At 64.5% G+C, this 19,098-nt stretch carries 15 protein-coding genes; 7 read left to right on the top strand and 8 right to left on the bottom strand.

Going from position 1 to position 19,098, the window contains the following annotated elements; translation table 11 throughout:
• Positions 1–3 precede the first annotated feature (3 nt).
• Positions 4–3,471: an efflux RND transporter permease subunit gene (locus AC13FW_RS03580; protein ID WP_282267619.1), complete on the bottom strand. Its 3,468-nt coding sequence runs from the start codon at positions 3,469–3,471 to the stop codon at positions 4–6.
• The gene (locus tag AC13FW_RS03575) at positions 3,468–4,604 is read right to left on the bottom strand and encodes an efflux RND transporter periplasmic adaptor subunit (RefSeq protein WP_482988201.1); all 1,137 of its coding nucleotides are present in this window, start codon (positions 4,602–4,604) and stop codon (positions 3,468–3,470) included. The genes AC13FW_RS03580 and AC13FW_RS03575 overlap by 4 nt, the downstream gene beginning before the upstream one ends.
• A 223-nt stretch (positions 4,605–4,827) precedes the next feature.
• Between AC13FW_RS03575 and AC13FW_RS03570 the strand changes: the two genes are divergently transcribed.
• The 3 genes from AC13FW_RS03570 (at position 4,828) to AC13FW_RS03560 (ending at position 6,173) form a co-directional block, all read left to right on the top strand.
• Positions 4,828–5,223: a c-type cytochrome gene (locus AC13FW_RS03570; RefSeq protein ID WP_296252268.1), complete on the top strand. Its 396-nt coding sequence runs from the start codon at positions 4,828–4,830 to the stop codon at positions 5,221–5,223.
• Between the two features lie 9 nt (positions 5,224–5,232).
• Entirely contained in the window at positions 5,233–5,694 is a 462-nt protein-coding gene (locus AC13FW_RS03565) for a c-type cytochrome (protein ID WP_482988200.1), read from the top strand.
• Positions 5,695–5,888: 194 nt separating this feature from the next.
• Positions 5,889–6,173, top strand: coding sequence for a hypothetical protein (locus AC13FW_RS03560; protein WP_482988199.1), 285 nt, complete (start codon positions 5,889–5,891; stop codon positions 6,171–6,173).
• Between the two features lie 312 nt (positions 6,174–6,485).
• Here AC13FW_RS03560 and AC13FW_RS03555 read toward each other — a convergent pair whose 3' ends face one another.
• Positions 6,486–8,288 carry a hypothetical protein gene (locus tag AC13FW_RS03555; protein ID WP_482988198.1) on the bottom strand — a complete coding sequence of 601 codons (1,803 nt, stop codon included), beginning with the start codon at positions 8,286–8,288 and terminating at the stop codon, positions 6,486–6,488.
• A gap of 13 nt (positions 8,289–8,301) precedes the next feature.
• Positions 8,302–8,901, bottom strand: coding sequence for an NfuA family Fe-S biogenesis protein (locus tag AC13FW_RS03550; RefSeq protein WP_282273011.1), 600 nt, complete (start codon positions 8,899–8,901; stop codon positions 8,302–8,304).
• Positions 8,902–8,989: 88 nt separating this feature from the next.
• Between AC13FW_RS03550 and AC13FW_RS03545 the strand changes: the two genes are divergently transcribed.
• The 3 genes from AC13FW_RS03545 to zupT are packed head-to-tail and all read left to right on the top strand — an operon-like array spanning position 8,990 to position 10,574.
• On the top strand, positions 8,990–9,337 hold the full coding sequence (locus AC13FW_RS03545) for a 4a-hydroxytetrahydrobiopterin dehydratase (RefSeq protein WP_282273013.1): 348 nt from the start codon (positions 8,990–8,992) through the stop codon (positions 9,335–9,337).
• 1 nt (position 9,338) lies between these two features.
• Positions 9,339–9,755, top strand: a complete 417-nt coding sequence (locus tag AC13FW_RS03540; protein WP_296252265.1) for an energy transducer TonB — start codon at positions 9,339–9,341, stop codon at positions 9,753–9,755.
• 9 nt (positions 9,756–9,764) lie between these two features.
• On the top strand, positions 9,765–10,574 hold the full coding sequence (zupT, locus tag AC13FW_RS03535; protein ID WP_282273017.1) for a zinc transporter ZupT: 810 nt from the start codon (positions 9,765–9,767) through the stop codon (positions 10,572–10,574).
• A 205-nt stretch (positions 10,575–10,779) separates the two neighbouring features.
• Here the strand turns inward: zupT and AC13FW_RS03530 are convergent, their stop codons facing one another.
• Entirely contained in the window at positions 10,780–11,751 is a 972-nt protein-coding gene (locus tag AC13FW_RS03530) for an RluA family pseudouridine synthase (protein WP_481615176.1), read from the bottom strand.
• A 410-nt stretch (positions 11,752–12,161) separates the two neighbouring features.
• Between AC13FW_RS03530 and rne the strand changes: the two genes are divergently transcribed.
• Complete coding sequence (gene rne, locus AC13FW_RS03525; protein ID WP_482988197.1) at positions 12,162–15,404, top strand: ribonuclease E; 3,243 nt, start codon at positions 12,162–12,164, stop codon at positions 15,402–15,404.
• Positions 15,405–16,121: 717 nt separating this feature from the next.
• On the opposite strand, the gene AC13FW_RS03520 is transcribed toward rne, so the two are convergent.
• The 3 genes from AC13FW_RS03520 to ispG all read right to left on the bottom strand — a co-directional run bounded on the left by AC13FW_RS03520 (position 16,122) and on the right by ispG (position 19,021).
• A complete protein-coding gene (locus AC13FW_RS03520; RefSeq protein ID WP_282268171.1) occupies positions 16,122–16,769 on the bottom strand; it encodes a response regulator in 648 nt (215 codons plus the stop codon).
• Between the two features lie 316 nt (positions 16,770–17,085).
• Positions 17,086–17,775, bottom strand: a complete 690-nt coding sequence (locus tag AC13FW_RS03515) for a phosphatase PAP2 family protein (protein ID WP_482988196.1) — start codon at positions 17,773–17,775, stop codon at positions 17,086–17,088.
• Positions 17,756–19,021: a flavodoxin-dependent (E)-4-hydroxy-3-methylbut-2-enyl-diphosphate synthase gene (gene ispG, locus AC13FW_RS03510; RefSeq protein ID WP_482988276.1), complete on the bottom strand. Its 1,266-nt coding sequence runs from the start codon at positions 19,019–19,021 to the stop codon at positions 17,756–17,758. The genes AC13FW_RS03515 and ispG overlap by 20 nt, the downstream gene beginning before the upstream one ends.
• Between the last annotated feature and the right edge of the window lie 77 nt (positions 19,022–19,098).

Below are 19,098 nucleotides of genomic sequence, written 5' to 3'. Positions count from 1 at the left end.
CGCTCAGTCCTTGATGCCGCCAATGGGGTCCTGCTCGTGGCTCAGCACCTGCTCGGCCTGGGCCATCGCCTGGCGTGCACGGCGGCCGCGCTCGGCGTAGTACTCGTCCGGCTTGCGATCCAGCAGGTCATACACCACCGGGATCACCAGCAGGGTCAGCAGGGTCGACACCAGCAGGCCACCGATCACCGTGATCGCCATCGGCGAGCGCACTTCAGCACCTTCACCGAAGGCCAGGGCCAGCGGCAGGAAGCCGAACACCGCACACAGCGTGGTCATCATGATCGGCCGCAGACGCGAACGTGCGCCTTCCACCAAGGCTTCACGCTTGGCCACCCCCTCCTCGCGCAGCTGGTTGACCTTGTCGATCAGGATGATGGCGTTCTTCACCACCAGACCGACCAACAGGATCAAGCCGATGAACACCACCACCGAGACCGGTGAACGCGCCAGCAGCAGGGCTGCAACCGCACCAACCAGGGCCAGCGGAATGGTGAACAGGATGACGAAAGGATGCAGCAGCGATTCGAACTGCGATGCCATCACCAGATAGACCAGGAACACCGCCAATGCGAAGGCGAACAGCAGCGAGCGGATCGACTCGCCCAGTTCCTGGCCCTGGCCACCGATGTGCATGCCGACGTCGGTGCCCAGCGGATTCTTGGCGACCATGCTCTGCACTTCGGTGATGGCCTTGCCCAGGTCGATGTCGCGCAGGTTGGCCGAGACGATGGCTACACGGCGCTGGTCGGCACGGTGGATCTCGCTCGGGCCGGTGGTGGCGATGACATCGGCCACCGAGCCCAGCTCGATCGGCTTGGCACCGCTCGGGTTGACGATCAGGCGACGGATGTCGTTGACCGAGGAACGCTCCGATTCCTGCACGCGCACCAGCACGTCGATCTTGCGATCGCGGAAGCTGTAGCGGGTAGCGACATTGCCCTTGACCTTGTTGACCACCGCATCAGCGATCTGCCGGGTGGTCAGGCCGAGTGCCGCGGCGCGGTCCTGGTCGAATACCACCTGGATTTCCGGGAAGCCCTGCTCCACCGTCGACTTGACGTCGGCATAGTGCGGGTTCTCGCGCAGCATGCCAGCCAAGCGATTGCCGGCGACACGGATGTCTTCGAGATTATTGCCCTCGATTTCGATCTCCAGCGGCGGCGACAGCGCGAACAGCTCCGGGCGGGCGAAATCCACCTGTGCTGATGGCCAGGCCTTCATGGTCTCGCGCAGCTTCTCGGTCAGTGCCGGCTCCAGCTTGGTGTCATTCATCACCACCGACAGCTTGCCGATGTTCTCGCCGCTCTCGGTCGGGCTGGCATCCAGTCGCGTACCGGTACCGGAGACGCCGTACAACAGGCGCACACCTTCTTCTCCGGCATGCTTGCGCTGCACTTCGCGCACCAATGCATCGGTCTGCGCCAGTGGCGTGCCCGGCGGCAGCTTGGCAGTCATCTCGAAGCGGTCCTGGGCCAGCTGCGGCAGCAGGTCCACGCCCAGCAGCGGCAGCGCAGCCAAGGTCAGACCGAAGGCCAGGGTTGCAAAACCCAGGATCGGCCACGGACGCTTCAATGCCGCCGGCAGCGCGCGCAGGTAACCCGCTTCCGCGCGGCCATACGGCGCCATCGCCAGATCACTGGCCTTGCGCATCACCGGGCCGACCACCGCGGCAATGCCACGGAAGATCCGCACCACGCTCCAGGCCAGGAAATAGAACCCGTAGCGGAACATCGCGCCGATACCACGGCCTGCATAGGCAGCCGGCTTCTTCCAGCGGCTCTGCGGACGCCACGGCTCGCGCGGGTCTTCGGCCGGGAACTCCAACGGCGGACGGCCCTTCAGCGCGCTCAGCATCGGGATCAGGGTCATTGACACCACCAGCGACACCGCGATGGCGATCGATACCGTCAACGCCTGGTCACGGAACAACTGGCCGGCGATGCCTTCGACGAACACCAGCGGCAGGAACACCGCGATGGTGGTCAAGGTCGAGGCAACCACCGCCATGAACACTTCGCGGGTGCCCTTGATCGCCGCTTCCAGAATACCCATGCCGCGCTCACGCGCCTTGGCAATGGACTCCAGCACCACGATCGAGTCATCCACCACCAGACCGGTAGCCAGCGCCAGGCCGCCCAGCGACATCACGTTCAAGCTCAGGCCGAGCTGGCCCATGAAGAAGAACGTGGCGATGATCGAGATCGGCAGCGACAGCGAGATCACGAAGGTGCTCCAGCCATCACGCAGGAACAGGAAGATGATCAGCACCGACAGCAGGCCGCCGATCACCGCATCGATCTTGACGTCCTTGATGGCGTGGCGGATGAAGACCGACTGGTCCTCCACCATCGTCATCTCGATGTCCTTGGGCATTTCCTTGCGGATGGTTTCGAGCCGGGCTTCCAGCGCATCGGCGGTGGAAACGGTATTGGCGTCGCCCTCCTTGTAGACAGCGAGTTCGACTGCTTCATGGCCGGCGGCGCGGATCACCGCTTCGCGCTCCTTGTAGCCCTGGCGCACTTCGGCCACGTCCTTCAAGCGCACGCTGGGGGCGCTGCTGCTGCCATCACTGCGCATCGCCGCGATCACGTTGGGATCGCTGCTGCCGAGGATGGCCGACATCAGCTGGCGGTTTTCACCGGTCGAGCTGGCGGTGCTGGAACCACTGGCCGTGGTCAGCAGCATCTCGCGCATCTGTTCGACCGTGGCGAACTGGTTGACGGTACGCACCAGGTAACGCTGCGAGCCTTCTTCCAGACGACCGCCGGACAGGTTCACGTTCTCCTGTTGCAGGCGCTGGATCACCGTGTCCAGCGACAGACCGAGCGCGGCCAGCTTGCGCTGGTCGATATCAACCTGGATCTCGTCTTCCAGACCGCCGCCAACCTTGACCGCGGCCACACCACTGACCGGCTCGAGCTTGCGCTTGAGGTCTTCATCGGCGTAACGGCGCAGTTCCATCAACCGGCGCACGGCATCGGCGTCGTTGCCGGCTTCCTGCTTGGACGACAGCGCCAGCCGCATGATCGGCTGGGTGGACGGATTGAAGCGCAGCAGTACCGGCGGCTTGGCCTCCAGCGGCAACTGCAGCGTCTCCATCTTGTCGCGCACGTCGAGCCCGGCCTGCTGCATGTCCGTGCCCCAGGCGAACTCCAGCACCACGTCGCTTTGACCGGTGCGCGAGATCGACTTGAGCTTGCGCAGGCCCTTGACGATGCCCAGCGCTTCTTCGGCCGGCTGCGAAATCAGGGTCTCCACCTCGGCCGGCGCCGCACCTTCGTAATCGGTACGCACGGTCAGGGTGGGATAGCTCAGGTCCGGCAGCAGTTCGACCTTCAGGCTGGACAGCGAGATCAGGCCAAACAACACCAGGGTCAGCGTCATCATCGCGATGGTGACGCGGCGGCGGGTGGCGAACTCGATCAGATCGAAGCCACCGCCGGAGGCCGACGGTCCGTGGTCACTCATTGTTTGGTCGCCTGTGCAGCCGCCGGCGCCTTGGCCGCCGCTACGACCGCCTTCTCCTTGCCGATCACCTGCACCGCACTGCCTTCACGCAGAGCAGCCTTGCCGGCGATGACGACTTCATCACCCTGCTGCAGGCCGTTGCGCACCTCGATGAAGCCGGCATCGTCGTAACCCAGGGCCAGCTCGGTACGCACGGCCTTGCCGTCACGCACCACATAGACTGCCGGCTTGCCGCCGTCTTCCAGCAGCGCGGTACGCGGCACCACCAATGCATCGGCGCGCTGGTCGTAGTTGATGCTCAGGCGGCCGAACATGCCGGCCTGCAATGCTTCTTCACCGGAGAACGTCGTCACCACGCGGAAGGTGCCGGTGCCGTTGTCGACCACCGGCGCAACGCGGTCCACCGTGCCGGTGAACGGCTTGCCGGGCAGCGCGTCTACCTGCAGCGACACGGCCTGGCCCGGCTTGAGCTTGGCGATCTCGCGTTCGGGCACATTGAGGGTGGCTTCCAACTGGCCGCTGTCGACGATGCGGATGATCGGCGAGTTGATCTGCACGAAGTTGCCCGGCTTGATGTCACGCGAGGCGACCACGCCGCTGATCGGCGCGACCACCGTCGTGTAGGACAACTCCAGCGTCGCCATCCGGTACATCGCCCGCGCGTTCTCCAGGTCATAGCGCAGCTGGTCCACGTCGGCCGCGCTGACAAGCTGCTGCTGCACCAGCTTTTCGGCGCGGTGATAGCTGTTCTCGAGCTTGCGCATCTGCGCCTCGCTCTGTGCAACGCTCAGGCGGGCGCGGTCCGGGTCCAGCCGTACCAGCGGCTGGCCAGCGCGCACCAGTTGGCCTTCTTCGACCAGCACCGCAAGCGCCACGCCGGAGGTCTTTGCGACCACCTGCGATTCAGCGCGCGGCTCCAGCGCCGCAGTACCGGTATAGCTGGCGGCGATGGCACGGCGCTCGGCCTTGGCCACTTCCACCGGCACGGCGTCGCTGGCCTTCTGTTCATCCGGCGTCTTGGCCTTGGCTTCCTCGCCACCGGCCTTGCAACCGCCGAGCAACAGGGAAGTGGTGATCAGGAGTGCAGCAGCGCAGCTTCCGGTGCGGGCGTGCAGAGTGAAAAGTCGCGACATCGTCTTGTCCCTGGGGATGCGTAGGCAGGTGTTGTAGCAAAGTATTGCACCACCCCACATCAACACCATGCCCCGAAAGTCATGGGTACCCATCCCTTATGCTTCCGCCTACCGCATTGCAGCATCCAAGCGCCTGTTCCGAACGGGTAAATACGCGGGCTATACTCGGGCCGTTCCGTATCCCACGGCGGAACCCCAGACCCGCTTACCGGATAAGGAAACCATGCGCTCGCAGCCGCTCGCCGCTTGTTTCGCTCTGGCTTTTGCCCTGACCTTCGGGGCCGCCCAAGCTGATCCGCAGTCTGCTACACCCGCCGTCGCCCCCGCCGCCGCCACTGCTCCCGCCGCAACACCGGCAGCGACCAGCACAGGCAATGCCGCCACCGGCCGGATCCTGGCCTATACCTGCCAGGGCTGCCACGGCATCACCGGCTACAAGAACGCCTACCCCAGCTACCGCGTGCCGAAGATCGGCGGGCAGTCGCCGCAATACCTGACCCAGGCGCTGACCGAGTACCGCGAAGGCAAGCGCAAGCATCCGACGATGCAGGCGCAATCGATGAGTTTCAGCCCGCAGGACATTGCTGACCTCTCCGCCTACCTGTCCACCCTCAAATAAGCGCCGACCATGACGAAAGCCACGCACGCACTGCGTTTGTCCATCGCCCTGTTCGCCGCCATGGGTCTGGCTGCCTGCACACAGTCCGAAGTGGAGTCCAGCGGCAAATCCGCCGCTGATCCAGGCCACGCCAGCGGTGAACACGGATCCAGCTCCTCCGCCGGCCTGCCTGCCGGTCGCGTCGCCGCCGGTGAGCACCTGGCCGCTGCCAAGGGCAAGGCCACCGGGCAGAGTTGCATCGACTGCCACGGCGCCGATGGCAACAACCCGATCGACCCGACCTATCCAAAGCTCGGCGGCCAGTACGGCGACTACCTGGCCCACGCGCTGCAGGCCTACCGTGCCAGCACCCGCGACCACATGCTGATGACCCCGCAGGCGCAGAACCTGAGCGATCAGGACATCGCCGACCTCGCAGCCTACTTCGGCTCACGTCCCAGCCAGTTGCGCGACCTGCACGGCGTGGACTGAGGACAACCGTCGCAGCACCGCACCGAAACAACAAAGCCGCCCTCGGGCGGCTTTGTTCTCAATACGCTTCGTACTGTTTGTGGGAGCGCCGTCAGCCGCGAAGCTGACATTGTTGCAGCACCACTCACTGTGCCATCTGCAGCACCACCTGCTTCGCGGCTGACGCCACTCCCAAAACGGACACCTGACCACGCATGCCACTCTATCGATGCTTGATCTGCGGCGAAAACTTCCCGGGCGCCCTTCTTGGCAAGCGCTCGCCCGTTGGTTTCTATGCCACCCGCTTCGTGGAGGCAGCGAGCAGCGACGATGCGGAAGCGCTAGCCCTGGACCAACTCCGGAACGAAGATGAGTTGAACATTCCTGCCGAACTCCGCAGCGAAGATGCCCGGGTTTTCTTCGAGGAAATCACGGAGATCAATGCGGACAGCGAACGCCTGCCCAACTCCGGTTTCACATTCTTTGTCATGGGCAGCTGATTTCCCAAAGACTCGGACTGCTACCGAGTTGATCCTGCCCGTGCAGGCGCAGCACATCCGGAAAGCAAGAACAGGTGCCTCAACATCTCCCGGGGGCGCTGCATTCACCTCGGCGGCGCTGCCTGGTCTGCGTGCACAATGCAACAAACACCGCTTGTGGGAGCGGTGTAAGCCGCGAAGCTGGCATTGCCGAGACCTCCAGCACGTTCGACATCTGGTTCACCACGTGCTTCGCGGCTTACGCCGCTCCCACAAGAAAGCACGAAGATCGCGGCACGCGGCACACGACACACAACCCAGTGCCGGCAAGCCTCAGCGGCTGCCGTTGTCTTCCTGCAGCTCTTTCTTGAACGGGATATCCGGCGGTGGCCGCGCTTCCGCCGGTTGCTCCTGCATGTTCGGGTTGGTCAGGCCACAGCCGCCACCGAACTGCAGCATCGACACCACACAGGAAATCTTGCTCTTTGAGCCAGGAATCGGAATCTCCACGCTCTTGATGCCCCGGCGCACCCACTCGGCCAGCAAGGACTCGTTCGGCGCCCAGTACTTGTCGAACGAAGTTGGCGTGTAGTCATACGGCGGGCGCTTGAGCCAGGTACCGGACTCGGCGATGCGCTCGCGGCTCCAGGTATCGGAATCACCGCCGGGCGCACCACGCTTGTCCGCGTCCTGCGCCTGCCCCTCGTTGGTACCCAGCCTTACGCTGCCATCGGCATTGAACAGCCCCGTGCCCTTGTCAGCCTGACCGCCAGCGCTACCAGCGACCTGGCGCTGCGCTGCGCCCCAATCATCGCCACGGTTGGGCGCTGCCCAACCGCCGCTGCGATCCTCGGCTTTCGGACCCGCACCTGCGCTGGTTCCGGCACGCGGGCTCGGAGTGGCAGCCGCCGGCCCGCCAGTGCGCGACGGGCTGGTCGATGCACTTGCTGCCGTTGTACCGGTCGATGCCTGCGTCGCTGCAGTTGCACTCGTCGCCGCCTGCGCGGCGGGCTTGTCTGGCACACCAGGTACCGCGCGCTCACGCACCGCCGTCGTCGGTGCCTTCACTTGCACCTGCGCAGCACGCGATGGCAGCGTCGCCATCGCCACCGATTCCTGCGTCGCGGTCTCAACCTGGCGTTCGCGCACGCCAAATTCAGGAGTGCGGATACGCACCTGTGTTTCGCGCACATGCGGCTGCGTCACCGCTATCGGTTGCTGCGTGGCAACTTCGATCTGGCGTTCACGCACCTGCACCTGCGGCGAACGCAGCTGCACCGCAACGTCTGCCGGCTGGCGTAGCGCCTGCGTTGGCTGCGGACGATCAACCGCGGTCTCAATCGTGCGTTCGCGCACCTGCGCCTGACTACTGCGCAACGCAGGCACCGTCACCGTGGCAGGCGGCACCACGAATTCGCTGGTCGGCCGGTTTGTCTCCGTCACCTGCAGCGGCTGCTCGCTTGGCAGCTGCGGCACGGGTTTGGACGCATCTATCGGCATCCATTCAGGCTCGAAATCCGCCTCTGCGGCAGACGTCGCACTGCCCTGCGCTGCACTCGCAGCGGGGGCTGCAGGCGATTCCCGGGCTGCGGGTGCCGATGGCTCGACCGCAGCAGCGCCGGACTCGGACTGCGCTGCGGCTGCCGCCTGCGCCCCGGCTGCCTCGGCAGCTTGCGGGGCACCGCCCCCCTCCTCGTCCGGCGTACCACGCCCGACGAACTCCACCTGCACGCGCTCGCCGTCTTCGGCGTTCTGTTCCGGCACATTGCTGCGCACCAACGCCACCCACAGCAACAGCAGCGCGAACAACACATGCAGGCCTGCACTGAAGAATCCCGCGAACCAGCGCAGGCCACGCTGATCGCGCGGCGGCGGTTCGCCACCATTCCAGAACAGCAATACGATGATTCGCCACAGCGGCAGCGGTGTGGCCACAGCCTCGCGTGGTCGCTGCGGCCGCGCTGCCATGACCCCGGCAGCATCGGCATCGGCAAAGGCCGACAATCCCTTGGATACGCGCGTGCGCAGCCAGTTGCTCCAGCTATACGGCATGCCGGTGCGGCGATCGTGCAGGATGCTGGTCTGCCGGCGCGAAGCCAGCAGATTGATCAGCTCGGTAACCGATGTCACCGGCATGCGTGGTAGCGGCTCAGCCCGCGCCGTCGCGCGGAATATACGGGGCCTGACCAGTTTCGTGGTCGGTGGCGTCACGCACGGCAGTGATGCCCGGCACCCGGCCCATCAAGGTTTTCTCGATCCCCTGCTTCAAGGTCACATCGGCCATGCCGCAACCGTGGCAGCCACCGCCGAAGCGCAGCAACACCACGCCATCGGCCGACACTTCCTGCACCGCGACGCGGCCGCCATGCGAAGCCAGCTGCGGATTGATTTCGTTCTCGATCACCCAGCGCACACGCTCGACGATGGACGCTGCATCACCGGGGGCTTCGCCCTTGATCTTGGGGGCCTTGATCGTCAGCTGCTGGGTACCGGCAGCCTGGGTGACGAAGTCGATCTCGGCGCCGTCCAACCACGCCACGCTGGTGGCAGCGACATACAAAGTGAAGCCATCGCAGTCCACCGCCCACTCGTCACCGAGCAGGTCAGCCGGCTCGGCAAATTCAAGGCGCGCGTCTGCGCTCGGGGTTCCCGGGTCCATCGCGCTCAGGCGCACGCCCATCCCGGGCACGGCCTCGCGTTCGATCAACTTGCGGAAATGCGTTTGGGCGGTATCTGATATCTGGATCATGCGGGTATTCTAGCCGTGTCTTGGTTGCCACCGATGGGACACTGATTCCAACGGCGGCACAGTTCAGTCATCTGTTATGGAGGTTTGCATGGCCCCTGATCTCATCCCGCTGGCACAAGCGCACTGCAGCCCGCGCCGGGGCAGCGAATATCGCCTCGGTCAGGCCCGCGTCGCCGAGCTGCTGCCCCAGGTACCGGGCTGGGAGCTGGCCGAGAACGGTCAGGCCCTCACCCGCACATTCCGCTTTGACAACTACCACGGCACCATGGCGTTCGTGAACGCGCTGGCCTGGGTTGCGCACCGCGAAGACCACCACCCCGACCTGGGCGTGCACTACGACCGCGCCGTTGTGCGCTTTTCCACCCACGATGTGGGCGGCCTGAGCGAGAACGACTTCATCTGTGCCGCCAAGGCATCCGCACTAACGGAGCAATGACATGAAACTGCGTCTGCTGTTCGCTGCATTGGGCACCGTGGCTGCACTGAGCGCCTGCAACTCCTCCGACCAACCGGCCGCGCCGACCGTCGCCCCGACCGAAGTGGCCGCCGTGCAGACCCCACCGCCGGACTACCCGGCCGAACTGGCCTGCACCGGGGTTGGCGGCAAGAGCGTGCTGCGCGTGGTGGTTGGCCCGCAGGGCACGCCTACCGAAGTTTCGCTGGTCACCAGCAGCGGCAACAGCCAGCTGGATGACTCCGCCGCGCGCCGCGTGCGCGAATGGAAGTTCAACCCGGCCACCCGCAACGGCCAGCCGGTGCCTACCACCATCCAGGTACCGGTCAGCTTCAACCCGCCGGACCCGAAGCCGAATGAGTGCTTTGCCATCGAAGAACGCGCGCGTCGTGGCGGCTGATCGCGACTGATGCATCCCGTTACCCCCGAAAATCTATGGATGGCCTTCGGGCTGACCCTGGCTGCCGGCTTGGCGACCACCGTCGGCAGCCTGATGGTGGTGTTCTCCAAGCGCCCCAATCCGCGCCTGCTCGCCTTTGGCCTGGCCTTCGCCGGCGGTGCGATGGTGTATGTGTCGCTGTCGGAGATCCTGAACAAGTCCGTGGCCTCGTTTGCGCTGGCATACGGCGAGCGCCTCGGCTTCACCTACGGCACGCTCTGGTTCCTGGGCGGCGTACTGCTGGTGGTGTTGATTGACCATTTCGTGCCCAACCCGCACGAAACCCTAGACAAGCAGGACCCTGCCTTCAAGGAAAAGAGCCGCAGCAACATCCGCAGGGTCGGCCTGCTCAGCGCGGTGGCGATCACCGCGCACAACTTCCCCGAAGGCCTGGCAACCTTCTTCGCCACACTGGAAAGCCCGTCGGTCGGCCTGCCATTGGCCTTCGCCATTGCCATCCACAACATCCCCGAAGGCATTGCCATCGCGGTGCCGGTGTACTTCGCCACCGGGCGCAAGTCCTATGCGGTTTTCGCCAGCCTGCTGTCAGGACTGGCCGAGCCGGTTGGCGCCGCCATCGGCTACTACGCCCTGGCCGGCTCGCTGTCCCACGCCACCTTCGGCGCCGTGTTCGGCCTGATCTCGGGAATCATGGTGTTCCTGGCCCTGGACGAACTGCTGCCGGCAGCCAAACGCTACGCCAAGGGTCACGAGACCGTTTACGGACTGGTGATCGGCATGGCCACGATTGCGGTCAGCCTTGTGCTGTTCAAGTGGTAGGAGGCCCTGGCCGGCGGCAACCCAGCCGGTCCTGAACAAAGCCTCTTGTAGGAGCGGCGTCAGCCGCGAAGCCGGCATTGCTGGAATCGCCAGCAAGTTCGCGGCGTGACTGATCTGTTGCTTCGCGGCTGACGCCGCTCCTACAGACACCTGTCAGACCATGGGGAACCGCCGCACTGGCGGCCCCCAACCCGATTCCAAGGCCTCAAAGCCTGTTCATCGCCTCGACCAGATCCGGCGGCAGCGGCGCGTTCAATACATAAGGTGTCTTGCCGCCGTCCAGCGCAAACTCCAGCGAGGCCGCGTGCAGGAACAGGCGCTTCAGGCCGATCTGCTCACGAAAGCGCTTGTTGACTGCAGGATCGCCGTACTTGTCGTCACCAGCCACCGGATGACCGATGTGTTGGGCATGCACACGGATCTGGTGGGTGCGGCCGGTCTCGATCCGGACTTCGCAGTAGGACTGCCCGCCGCGACGCTCCAACACCTTGAAATGGCTGAGCGACGGCTTGCCTATCGCATTCACCTGGACATGGCGCTCGCCGCCCTGGCGAAGGCCGACATGCAGCGGCGCGTCCACGCTCATCACGCCGTCGGGCATGCGCCCGGCCAGCAAGGTCAGGTAGCGCTTCTGGATGCCGCCGTGGTCTTCACGCAGCAAGGCCTGCAGCTCGACCAGGGCCGAACGCTTCTTGGCCAGGATCAGCAGGCCGGAAGTATCCCGGTCCAACCGGTGCACCAGCTCCAGGTTCATGTTCGGCCGCAGTGCACGCATGGTCTCGATCGCACCGTGACTGATACCGCTGCCGCCATGGCTGGCTACGCCAGTCGGCTTGTTGATCACCAGCAGCTTGGCGTCCTCGAAGACGATGGCTTCTTCCATACGCTGCAGGAAGCTGCTCGGAGGCGGCGCCTTGTCTCCCAACTCATTGAGATTGACCGGCGGAATACGCACCTCCTCGCCACCGTCCAGCTTGCGGTCGGCCTTGGCACGGCCACCATTCACCCGGACCTGGCCACTACGAACCAACTTGTAGACCAGGCTGCGTGGCGCGCCCTTCAGCTGACCCAACAAAAAGTTGTCCAGCCGCTGTCCTGCCCTGTCTTCGGGCACTTTGATCATGCGCACGCTGCTCTTGGCGGCAGGCTGTGCTTGGGGCTTGTCGGAATCAGTCATCGGCCTATTTATTCTGCTACACTCGGGGGGCGATATAAGGGTTTGATTTCGTTGGAAGTTGGTCAGGGCCAGAAGCCCCGCTCCCTACGGATCCGGCACAGTGCGCGGCCACCGCCCCCGGGGCGGCCATGTTAGCGGCTCGTCGGCGTTCCCGGCCATCGCCGGATGCCAAAAAGCATCCGAGCTGGACGAAACCCATGTCCCGCGCGACGCCATCGGCCACGGCCGCGGGCGGCCGCCGGCCCTGAAACACCTAAAACAAGAAAGAAGCGCTCCCGCGGCCTGCCGTGGTGTCGTAGCGCTGGAAACCCAAGCCGCCCTGCCCGCGCCTGCGCGAATGGGCGGCGAACCGTGTCCAGAGGCGAAACCCCATGGCGTTCCGCGCGGTAGCAGCGCGCGAGGAACGCACAATGAAGCGAATGCTGATCAATGCCACGCAGGCTGAAGAACTGCGCGTGGCCATCGTCGACGGGCAAAACCTGTACGACATCGACATCGAACAGCCGTCGAAGGAACAGAAGAAGTCCAACATCTACAAGGGCCGCATCACCCGCCTGGAGCCGTCGCTCGAGGCTGCCTTTGTCGAGTACGGCGGTGACCGCCACGGCTTCCTGCCGCTGAAGGAAATCTCCCGCGATTACTTCCAGGCCGGCGTGGACCACCACAAGGCCAGCATCAAGGAACTCCTGCGCGAAGGCCAGGAAATCGTCGTGCAGGTCGACAAGGAAGAGCGTGGCAACAAGGGCGCCGCCCTGACCACCTTCATCTCCCTGGCCGGCCGCTACATGGTGCTGATGCCCAACTCCCCCTCTGCCGGCGGCGTGTCCCGTCGCATCGAGGGCGAAGACCGCGCCGCACTGAAGGAAGCGCTGGACAAGCTGAACATCCCCGACGACATGGGCGTGATCATCCGCACCGCCGGCGTCGGCCGCGATGCCGAAGAGCTGCAGTGGGACCTGGACTATCTGTTGCAGGTATGGCGTTCGATCGCCGAGGCAGCCCTGACCAAGCCGGCCCCGTTCCTGATCTACCAGGAATCGCGCCTGATCGTGCGCGCCCTGCGCGACTACCTGCGCTCGGACGTCGGTGAGATCCTGGTCGACACCGAGGAACTGTACGAGACCGCACGCGACTTCATGCAGCAGGTGATGCCGCAGACCCTGCGCAAGCTCAAGCATTACAAAGACGACATCCCGCTGTTCAACCGCTTCCAGATCGAATCGCAGATCGAGGCGATCTACGAGCGCAACGTGCGCCTGCCGTCCGGCGGTTCGATCGTGGTTGACCAGACCGAAGCGCTGACCGCGGTCGACGTGAACTCGGCCCGTTCCACCAAGGGCAGCGACATCGAGGACACCGCCTTCCAGACCAACCTGGAAGCGGCCGAAGAAGTCGCCCGCCAGCTGCGCCTGCGCGATCTGGGCGGCCTGGTAGTCATCGACTTCATCGACATGTCCTCCAGCAAGCACCAGCGCGAAGTCGAAAACCGCCTGCAGAATGCGCTGAAGTACGACCGCGCCCGCGTCCAGCTGGGCCGTATCTCGCGCTTCGGCCTGATGGAAATGAGCCGTCAGCGCCTGCGTCCGAGCCTGGGCGAGTCCAGCCAGATCGTCTGCCCGCGTTGTGACGGCCAAGGCCGCATGCGCAGCATCGAGTCGCTGTCGCTATCCATCATCCGCGTTGCCGAAGAGCATGCGATGAAGGAGAACACCGGACAGGTGCTGGTCCAGGCCCCGGTCGAGATCGCCAACTACCTGCTCAACGAGAAGCGCAGCGCCCTGCGTGAAATCGAGCAGCGCCATGACGCGCCCATCGTCATCGTTGCCGATGAGCAGCTGCACACCCCGCATTACGAAGTCACGCGCCTGCGCGACAACGAGCTGGGCGAGGAGTCGAGCAAGCCCAGCTACCAGCGTGGCACCCCGCGCAAGCTGCCGGTGCACGCACTGACCAAGGCACAGTTGAACATCCCGGCGCCGGCCGTGACCCACGTCAAGCACAGCCAGCCTGCGCCGATCCGTGAAGTCGTCGAGGCCGTTCCGGCCCCGGCACCGGTTGCCGCACCTGTCGCGCCCGCCGCTGGCGGCGTGATGGGCTGGCTGAAGCGCGTATTCGGCGGCGAGCCGGCTCCGGCCGCACAGCCGGCCCAGCCTCAGCGCCAGGACAACGGCCGCAACAACCGCAACGAGCGCAACAACCAGCGTCGTGATGGCCGTAACGGCCAGCAGGGTCGCGGTGGCAACGGCAATGCCAATGCGGGCGGCAACGCCAACGGCAATCGTCGTGACGAGCAGCGCCGCGAAGACCGCCGCCAGAACGCTGACAAGCCGCAGCAACAGGGCCAGCAGCAGGCGCAGAACAACGCCCAGCAGCCCAAGCAGCGCAATGAACAGCAGCGCGGTGATCAGGCCCAGCAGCAGCCCAAGCAGCAGCGCAACAACGAGCAGCAGCAGGCCAAACAGCCCAAGCAGCCGAAGCAGCCCAAGCCGCAGCAGGACACCGACAAGCAGGTCCAGCAGCAGAACGCGCAGGCCGAGAAGCCCGCACGCCAGCAGCAGCCACAGCAGGAAGCCGCTCGCGCAGCTGCACCGGCCGTCGCAGCACCGGTCGTTGCCGCAGCAGCAATTGTGGCCAACGATGCCGTTGCCAACACCGATGCCGTGGTGAAGGAAAGCACCATTGCTGCCGAGATCGCCAAGCCGGCGGTCGTCTCCGAGGAGCAGCCGGCAGCGGCTGTGGTCGTCGACGAGAACGGCAACCCGGTTGCAGCAACCGAAGACGGTGCCGGCGAAGCCGGTGGCCGTCGTCGTCGCGGTCGCCGCGGCGGTCGCCGTCGCCGTCGTGGTAACGGTGAAGGTGCCGCCGGCGGTGAAAACCTGGGCGGTGATGAGGATGCCCTGGACGCCTTTGATGACGCCGATGGCGAAGTCAATGAAGCTTCGGCCAAGCCCGCCAGCAGCCAGCCCGAGTTCGAGTTCGATGACGAGCCCGCAACCCCGGCCGCACCCGTGTCCGCTCCGGTAGCAGCAGCCAAGCCGGTGGCTGTGGCGCCCGCGCAGGCTGCCGCAGCTGTTGTTGCCGCAGCACCTGCCGCTGCTGTCGAAGTAGCTGCGTCGGCACCGGTTGCTGAGGCCGTTGTCGCAGCAAGCGCACCGGCCCCAGTCGCACCCGTCGAAGTGGCAGTTGCCCCCGAGCCGGTGGTCGTAAAGGCCGAGCAGGCGATCAGCACTCCGGTGGAAACCGCCGCTGAAGCAGTCGTCGCAGCACCGGTGGTCGCCAGCGTGGAAGCGCCTGTGGCTGCCCCGGCAGTTGTCAGCGCACCGGCAGAAGTCGCCGCTGCGCCGATCGCGCCGGTCGCTGCTGCTGAACCAGTCAACGTCGCACCAGCTCCGGTCAGCATCCCGCAGCCGGAACCGGCCGCGGTGGTGGTTGCACAGCCTGCAGCACCGGAAAACGGGCAGCTGTTCGCCCAGGCCCCGGCTGTTGAAGAAACAGCTGAAAAGCCGGCCGTTGAAACTGCAGCACCAGCCGCCGCAGCCGCACCGACGCCTGTCGTTGTCGCTCCCGCAGTAGACGCGGAAAGCGTCGCAGTCGAAGCGAATGCCGAGGCCAAGGCCGAGAAGCAGGAAGACGATCAGCCGCGCAGCGTCTGATCCGACCAAGCAGCTTGAAAGCAGAAAGCGGCCTCAGGGCCGCTTTCTGCTTTTCTGGGCCACGCATCACAGCGGCGAATGTTCCCCTTGTAGGAGCGGCGTGAGCCGCGAAACAAGAAGATCATCAGATGGCACAGACCTTTGCCGCTTCAGCAACGCCAGCCTCGCGGCTTACGCCGCCCCTAAAACACCAGGGTCGGCATCTGATTTTTTGTAGGAGCGGCGTAAGCCGCGAAGCACGTAGATCATCAGATGGCATTGGCCTTTGATGCCTCAGCAACGCCAGCTTCGCGGCTTACGCCGCTCCTACAACACCAGGATCGGCATCTGATTTTTGTAGGAGCGGCGTAAGCCGCGAAGCACATAAATCATCAGGTGGCACGGACCTTTGACGCTTCAGCCACGCCAGCCTCGCGGCTTACGCCGCTCCTACAACACCAGGGTCGGCATCTGTTTTTTGTGGGAGCGGCGTGAGCCGCGAAGCACATAGATCATCAGATGGCATAAGGCTTGGGGACTTCAGTAGTGCCAGCTTCGCGGCTCACACCGCTCCCACAAACAGACGAACGCCAAGCGGTTACCTGCAAGGTCGAGTCGCATGTGACCATCGTGCGCTCAAACAAAAGGAGCACAGCGTTGTCGCTGTGCTCCTTTTGATTAGACTGTAGTTGACGGGCGCTGCTCTGCAAAACGGCGACTGCGAGAAACCCTCCAGGCTCAAATCGCCTTGGTGGGATCACCAACGCCATATTGCGCGGCGAGCCTGGCCAGGGCGATGTTGTCCTGCACCCCCAGCTTCTGGAACAAACGCGCCTTGTGGGTGTTCACAGTCTTGGCGCTGAGGCTCAGGCGACGGGCGATCTCTTCCTGACGGTGGCCCTGGATCAGCAGCAAGGCCACTTCCAACTCGCGTGGCGAGAGCAGGTCGAACGGCGATTCGCCGCCTTCCAGATTGGACAGCGCCAGATTCTGCGCAATGCTGGTAGCCAGATAACGCTTGCCGATGGCAACGTCATGCACGGCACGAATCAGCTCTTTCGAATCCCCGCCCTTGCCCACATAACCGGAAGCACCTGCTTCCAGCAAACGCTTGGGCATCGGCCCATCTTCCAGCACGGAGACGATGATGACCTTGGTGCCGTGATCGCCTTTGACGATGCGCTCGGTGATCTCCAGCCCACTGAGGCCCGGCAGATGCAGGTCACACAGGACCACGTCCGGCTTCAGCCGGCGGATCAGCGGCAGCGCGACGTCACCGCTATCCGCTTCACCGACGACTTCTATATCGGTTTGCCCCGAAAGAATCATCCGAATGCCCGTGCGCACTAGCGCGTGGTCATCGATAAGAAAAACGCTGATGGTCATGAAGGATTCCTCGCGGCGAGGTGACAGTTGAGGCCTTGGGCGCGGCAAAATCCGAGCATGCGAGGCGACGGCCCTCCCCCGTCCCTCATGGCAAGGCCATGTGTATTATCAAGCAGAAGTGGCCCAACTGGGCTCTATCGGACACCCGCTCGCAGGAAATGTATCTGTAGTTTTGAGCATCAGGATGATGCGGTTTATGTGCCTGCGGCTGGCGAGCTCACTATGCCGTCGCAGCCAATACTGTATCCATCAGGTCAATTCGTCCAATGACTTAGGACTTCTCTTACCTTTTGGACACTACCAATTGCAGTGCACGTCAGGGCGCTGGCAAGGACCAGCGTCGACGGAACATCACCATGTACACGCCTGTTACCCAGATCGTTGCGGCACACCAGCCGCCGAGGATGTCCGAGGGGTAATGCACCCCCAGATAGACCCGTGACAGGCCAACCGAAACGACAAAACCGCTGACCAATGCCACCACCGGCCATCGCCAGCGCGTGCGCCAGGTCAGAAACACCAGGGTCAGGGCCAACGTCATCGAGCCCATCGCGTGCCCACTGGGGAAACTGAACGTGCTTTCCGGTGCAATCGATTCCCACAGGCTCGGGCGCTCGCGCTGGAATATCTGCTTGCTCCCCAGGTTCAACAGCGCCGAGCCAATGAATGCTGTCGCCGCGAACGCAGCCTTGCGCCAGCGTCGCCACAGCAGCAACACCACCACGATCACGATATCCAAGGGGATGACGCCCCACTGATAGCCAAGCTTGGACATCAGCACGAAGAAGCCGTTGAGGCCAGGCGAGGCGATGGCATGCATGCGCAGCAGCAGGGCTGCGTCGAAGTGGAAAGCTTCGGCTTCATGGATATCATCGGCCAGGGCCACAAAGCCCGCCAACGGCAGCAGCACGCCGATGAACAACACCACCAGCCGCCACGCATTGTGGGCGAGCCAGCGGCGCAGACCGGCAGCTTCGCTCCGGGAATCAACCGGAGCTTCGGGCATACCGGGTCTCGACATAGTCATCGATCAGCGCGACGAACTCATGGGCGATGTTCTCGCCACGCAGGGTGACCTTCTTTTCGCCGTCGACGAACACCGGCGCGGCCGGGGTTTCGCCGGTACCCGGCAGGGAAATGCCGATGTTGGCGTGACGCGACTCGCCGGGTCCATTGACGATGCAGCCCATCACCGCAAGCGTCATGTTCTCCGCACCGGGATGGCTGACACGCCACACCGGCATCTTTTCGCGCACGTGGTTCTGCACCACCTTGGCCAGCTCCTGGAAAAATTCGGAGGTGGTACGGCCGCAGCCCGGGCAGGCGGTGACCAGCGGTGTGAAAGCGCGCTGGCCGGTGGTCTGCAGCAACTCCTGGGCAACGATGACTTCCTGCGTGCGCGACTGGCCCGGTTCGGGCGTCAACGAGATGCGGATGGTGTCACCGATACCTTCCTGCATCAGCACCGCCAGCGCCGCCGACGAAGCGACGATGCCCTTGCTGCCGATGCCAGCCTCGGTCAGGCCCAGGTGCAGGGCAAAGTCCGAACGCTGCGCCAGATCGCGGTACACGGCGATGAGTTCCTGCACGCCGCTGACCTTGGCCGACAGCACGATGCGATCGCGCGGCAAGCCCAGGTCAACCGCAGTCTCGGCCGAATCCAGCGCCGAGCGGATCAAGGCCTCGCGCAGCACGCGACCGGCATCCCACGGCTGCGCACGCTGGCTGTTCTCGTCCATCAGCTTGGCGGCGAGCGCCTGGTCCAACGAGCCCCAGTTGGCGCCGATGCGCACCGGCTTGTTGTACTTGATGGCGAATTCGATCAACTGCGCGAACTGGGTGTCTTTCTTCTTGCCGAAGCCGACGTTGCCCGGATTGATGCGGTACTTGGCCAGTGCCTCGGCGCAGGCCGGTTCGCCAGTCAGCAGTTGATGGCCGTTGTAATGGAAGTCGCCGATCAGCGGCACATCGATGCCCATCATCGCCAGCTTCTCGACGATGCGCGGAATGGCCGCGGCCGATTCGGGATTGTTGACGGTCAGTCGCACCATCTCCGAACCCGCGCGCCAGAGGTCGGCCACCTGCTTGACGCTGGCAGCCACATCGGCGGTATCGGTATTGGTCATCGACTGCACGACCACGGGATTGCCTCCGCCCACCTTGACGCCGCCGATGGCGACGGACTGGGTGATGCGGCGGGGCCACGCGGTAGCGTCGGTGGGCGGTGTTGGGCGGGTCACGGCGTCATGCATGGCCCATTTTAGCGCGCCAGCCACCCGTGCGGCATGAACCTTGGATTGCATGGCAGCCACCGCGACAGCATACGATT

Source organism: Stenotrophomonas sp. 21LCFQ19, from assembly GCF_056861425.1.
This window is presented reverse-complemented; position numbering and strand designations above follow the sequence as displayed.

Coding starts and splice junctions, on each gene's coding strand:
- AC13FW_RS03515 (WP_482988196.1), bottom strand. CDS start 17,775: ATGCCCGAAGCTCCGGTTGATTCCCGGAGCGAAGCTGCCGGTCTGCGC.
- AC13FW_RS03570 (WP_296252268.1), top strand. CDS start 4,828: ATGCGCTCGCAGCCGCTCGCCGCTTGTTTCGCTCTGGCTTTTGCCCTG.
- AC13FW_RS03580 (WP_282267619.1), bottom strand. CDS start 3,471: ATGAGTGACCACGGACCGTCGGCCTCCGGCGGTGGCTTCGATCTGATC.
- AC13FW_RS03565 (WP_482988200.1), top strand. CDS start 5,233: ATGACGAAAGCCACGCACGCACTGCGTTTGTCCATCGCCCTGTTCGCC.
- AC13FW_RS03575 (WP_482988201.1), bottom strand. CDS start 4,604: ATGTCGCGACTTTTCACTCTGCACGCCCGCACCGGAAGCTGCGCTGCT.
- ispG (WP_482988276.1), bottom strand. CDS start 19,021: ATGCATGACGCCGTGACCCGCCCAACACCGCCCACCGACGCTACCGCG.
- AC13FW_RS03540 (WP_296252265.1), top strand. CDS start 9,339: ATGAAACTGCGTCTGCTGTTCGCTGCATTGGGCACCGTGGCTGCACTG.
- zupT (WP_282273017.1), top strand. CDS start 9,765: ATGCATCCCGTTACCCCCGAAAATCTATGGATGGCCTTCGGGCTGACC.
- AC13FW_RS03530 (WP_481615176.1), bottom strand. CDS start 11,751: ATGACTGATTCCGACAAGCCCCAAGCACAGCCTGCCGCCAAGAGCAGC.
- rne (WP_482988197.1), top strand. CDS start 12,162: ATGAAGCGAATGCTGATCAATGCCACGCAGGCTGAAGAACTGCGCGTG.
- AC13FW_RS03560 (WP_482988199.1), top strand. CDS start 5,889: ATGCCACTCTATCGATGCTTGATCTGCGGCGAAAACTTCCCGGGCGCC.
- AC13FW_RS03550 (WP_282273011.1), bottom strand. CDS start 8,901: ATGATCCAGATATCAGATACCGCCCAAACGCATTTCCGCAAGTTGATC.
- AC13FW_RS03520 (WP_282268171.1), bottom strand. CDS start 16,769: ATGACCATCAGCGTTTTTCTTATCGATGACCACGCGCTAGTGCGCACG.
- AC13FW_RS03545 (WP_282273013.1), top strand. CDS start 8,990: ATGGCCCCTGATCTCATCCCGCTGGCACAAGCGCACTGCAGCCCGCGC.
- AC13FW_RS03555 (WP_482988198.1), bottom strand. CDS start 8,288: ATGCCGGTGACATCGGTTACCGAGCTGATCAATCTGCTGGCTTCGCGC.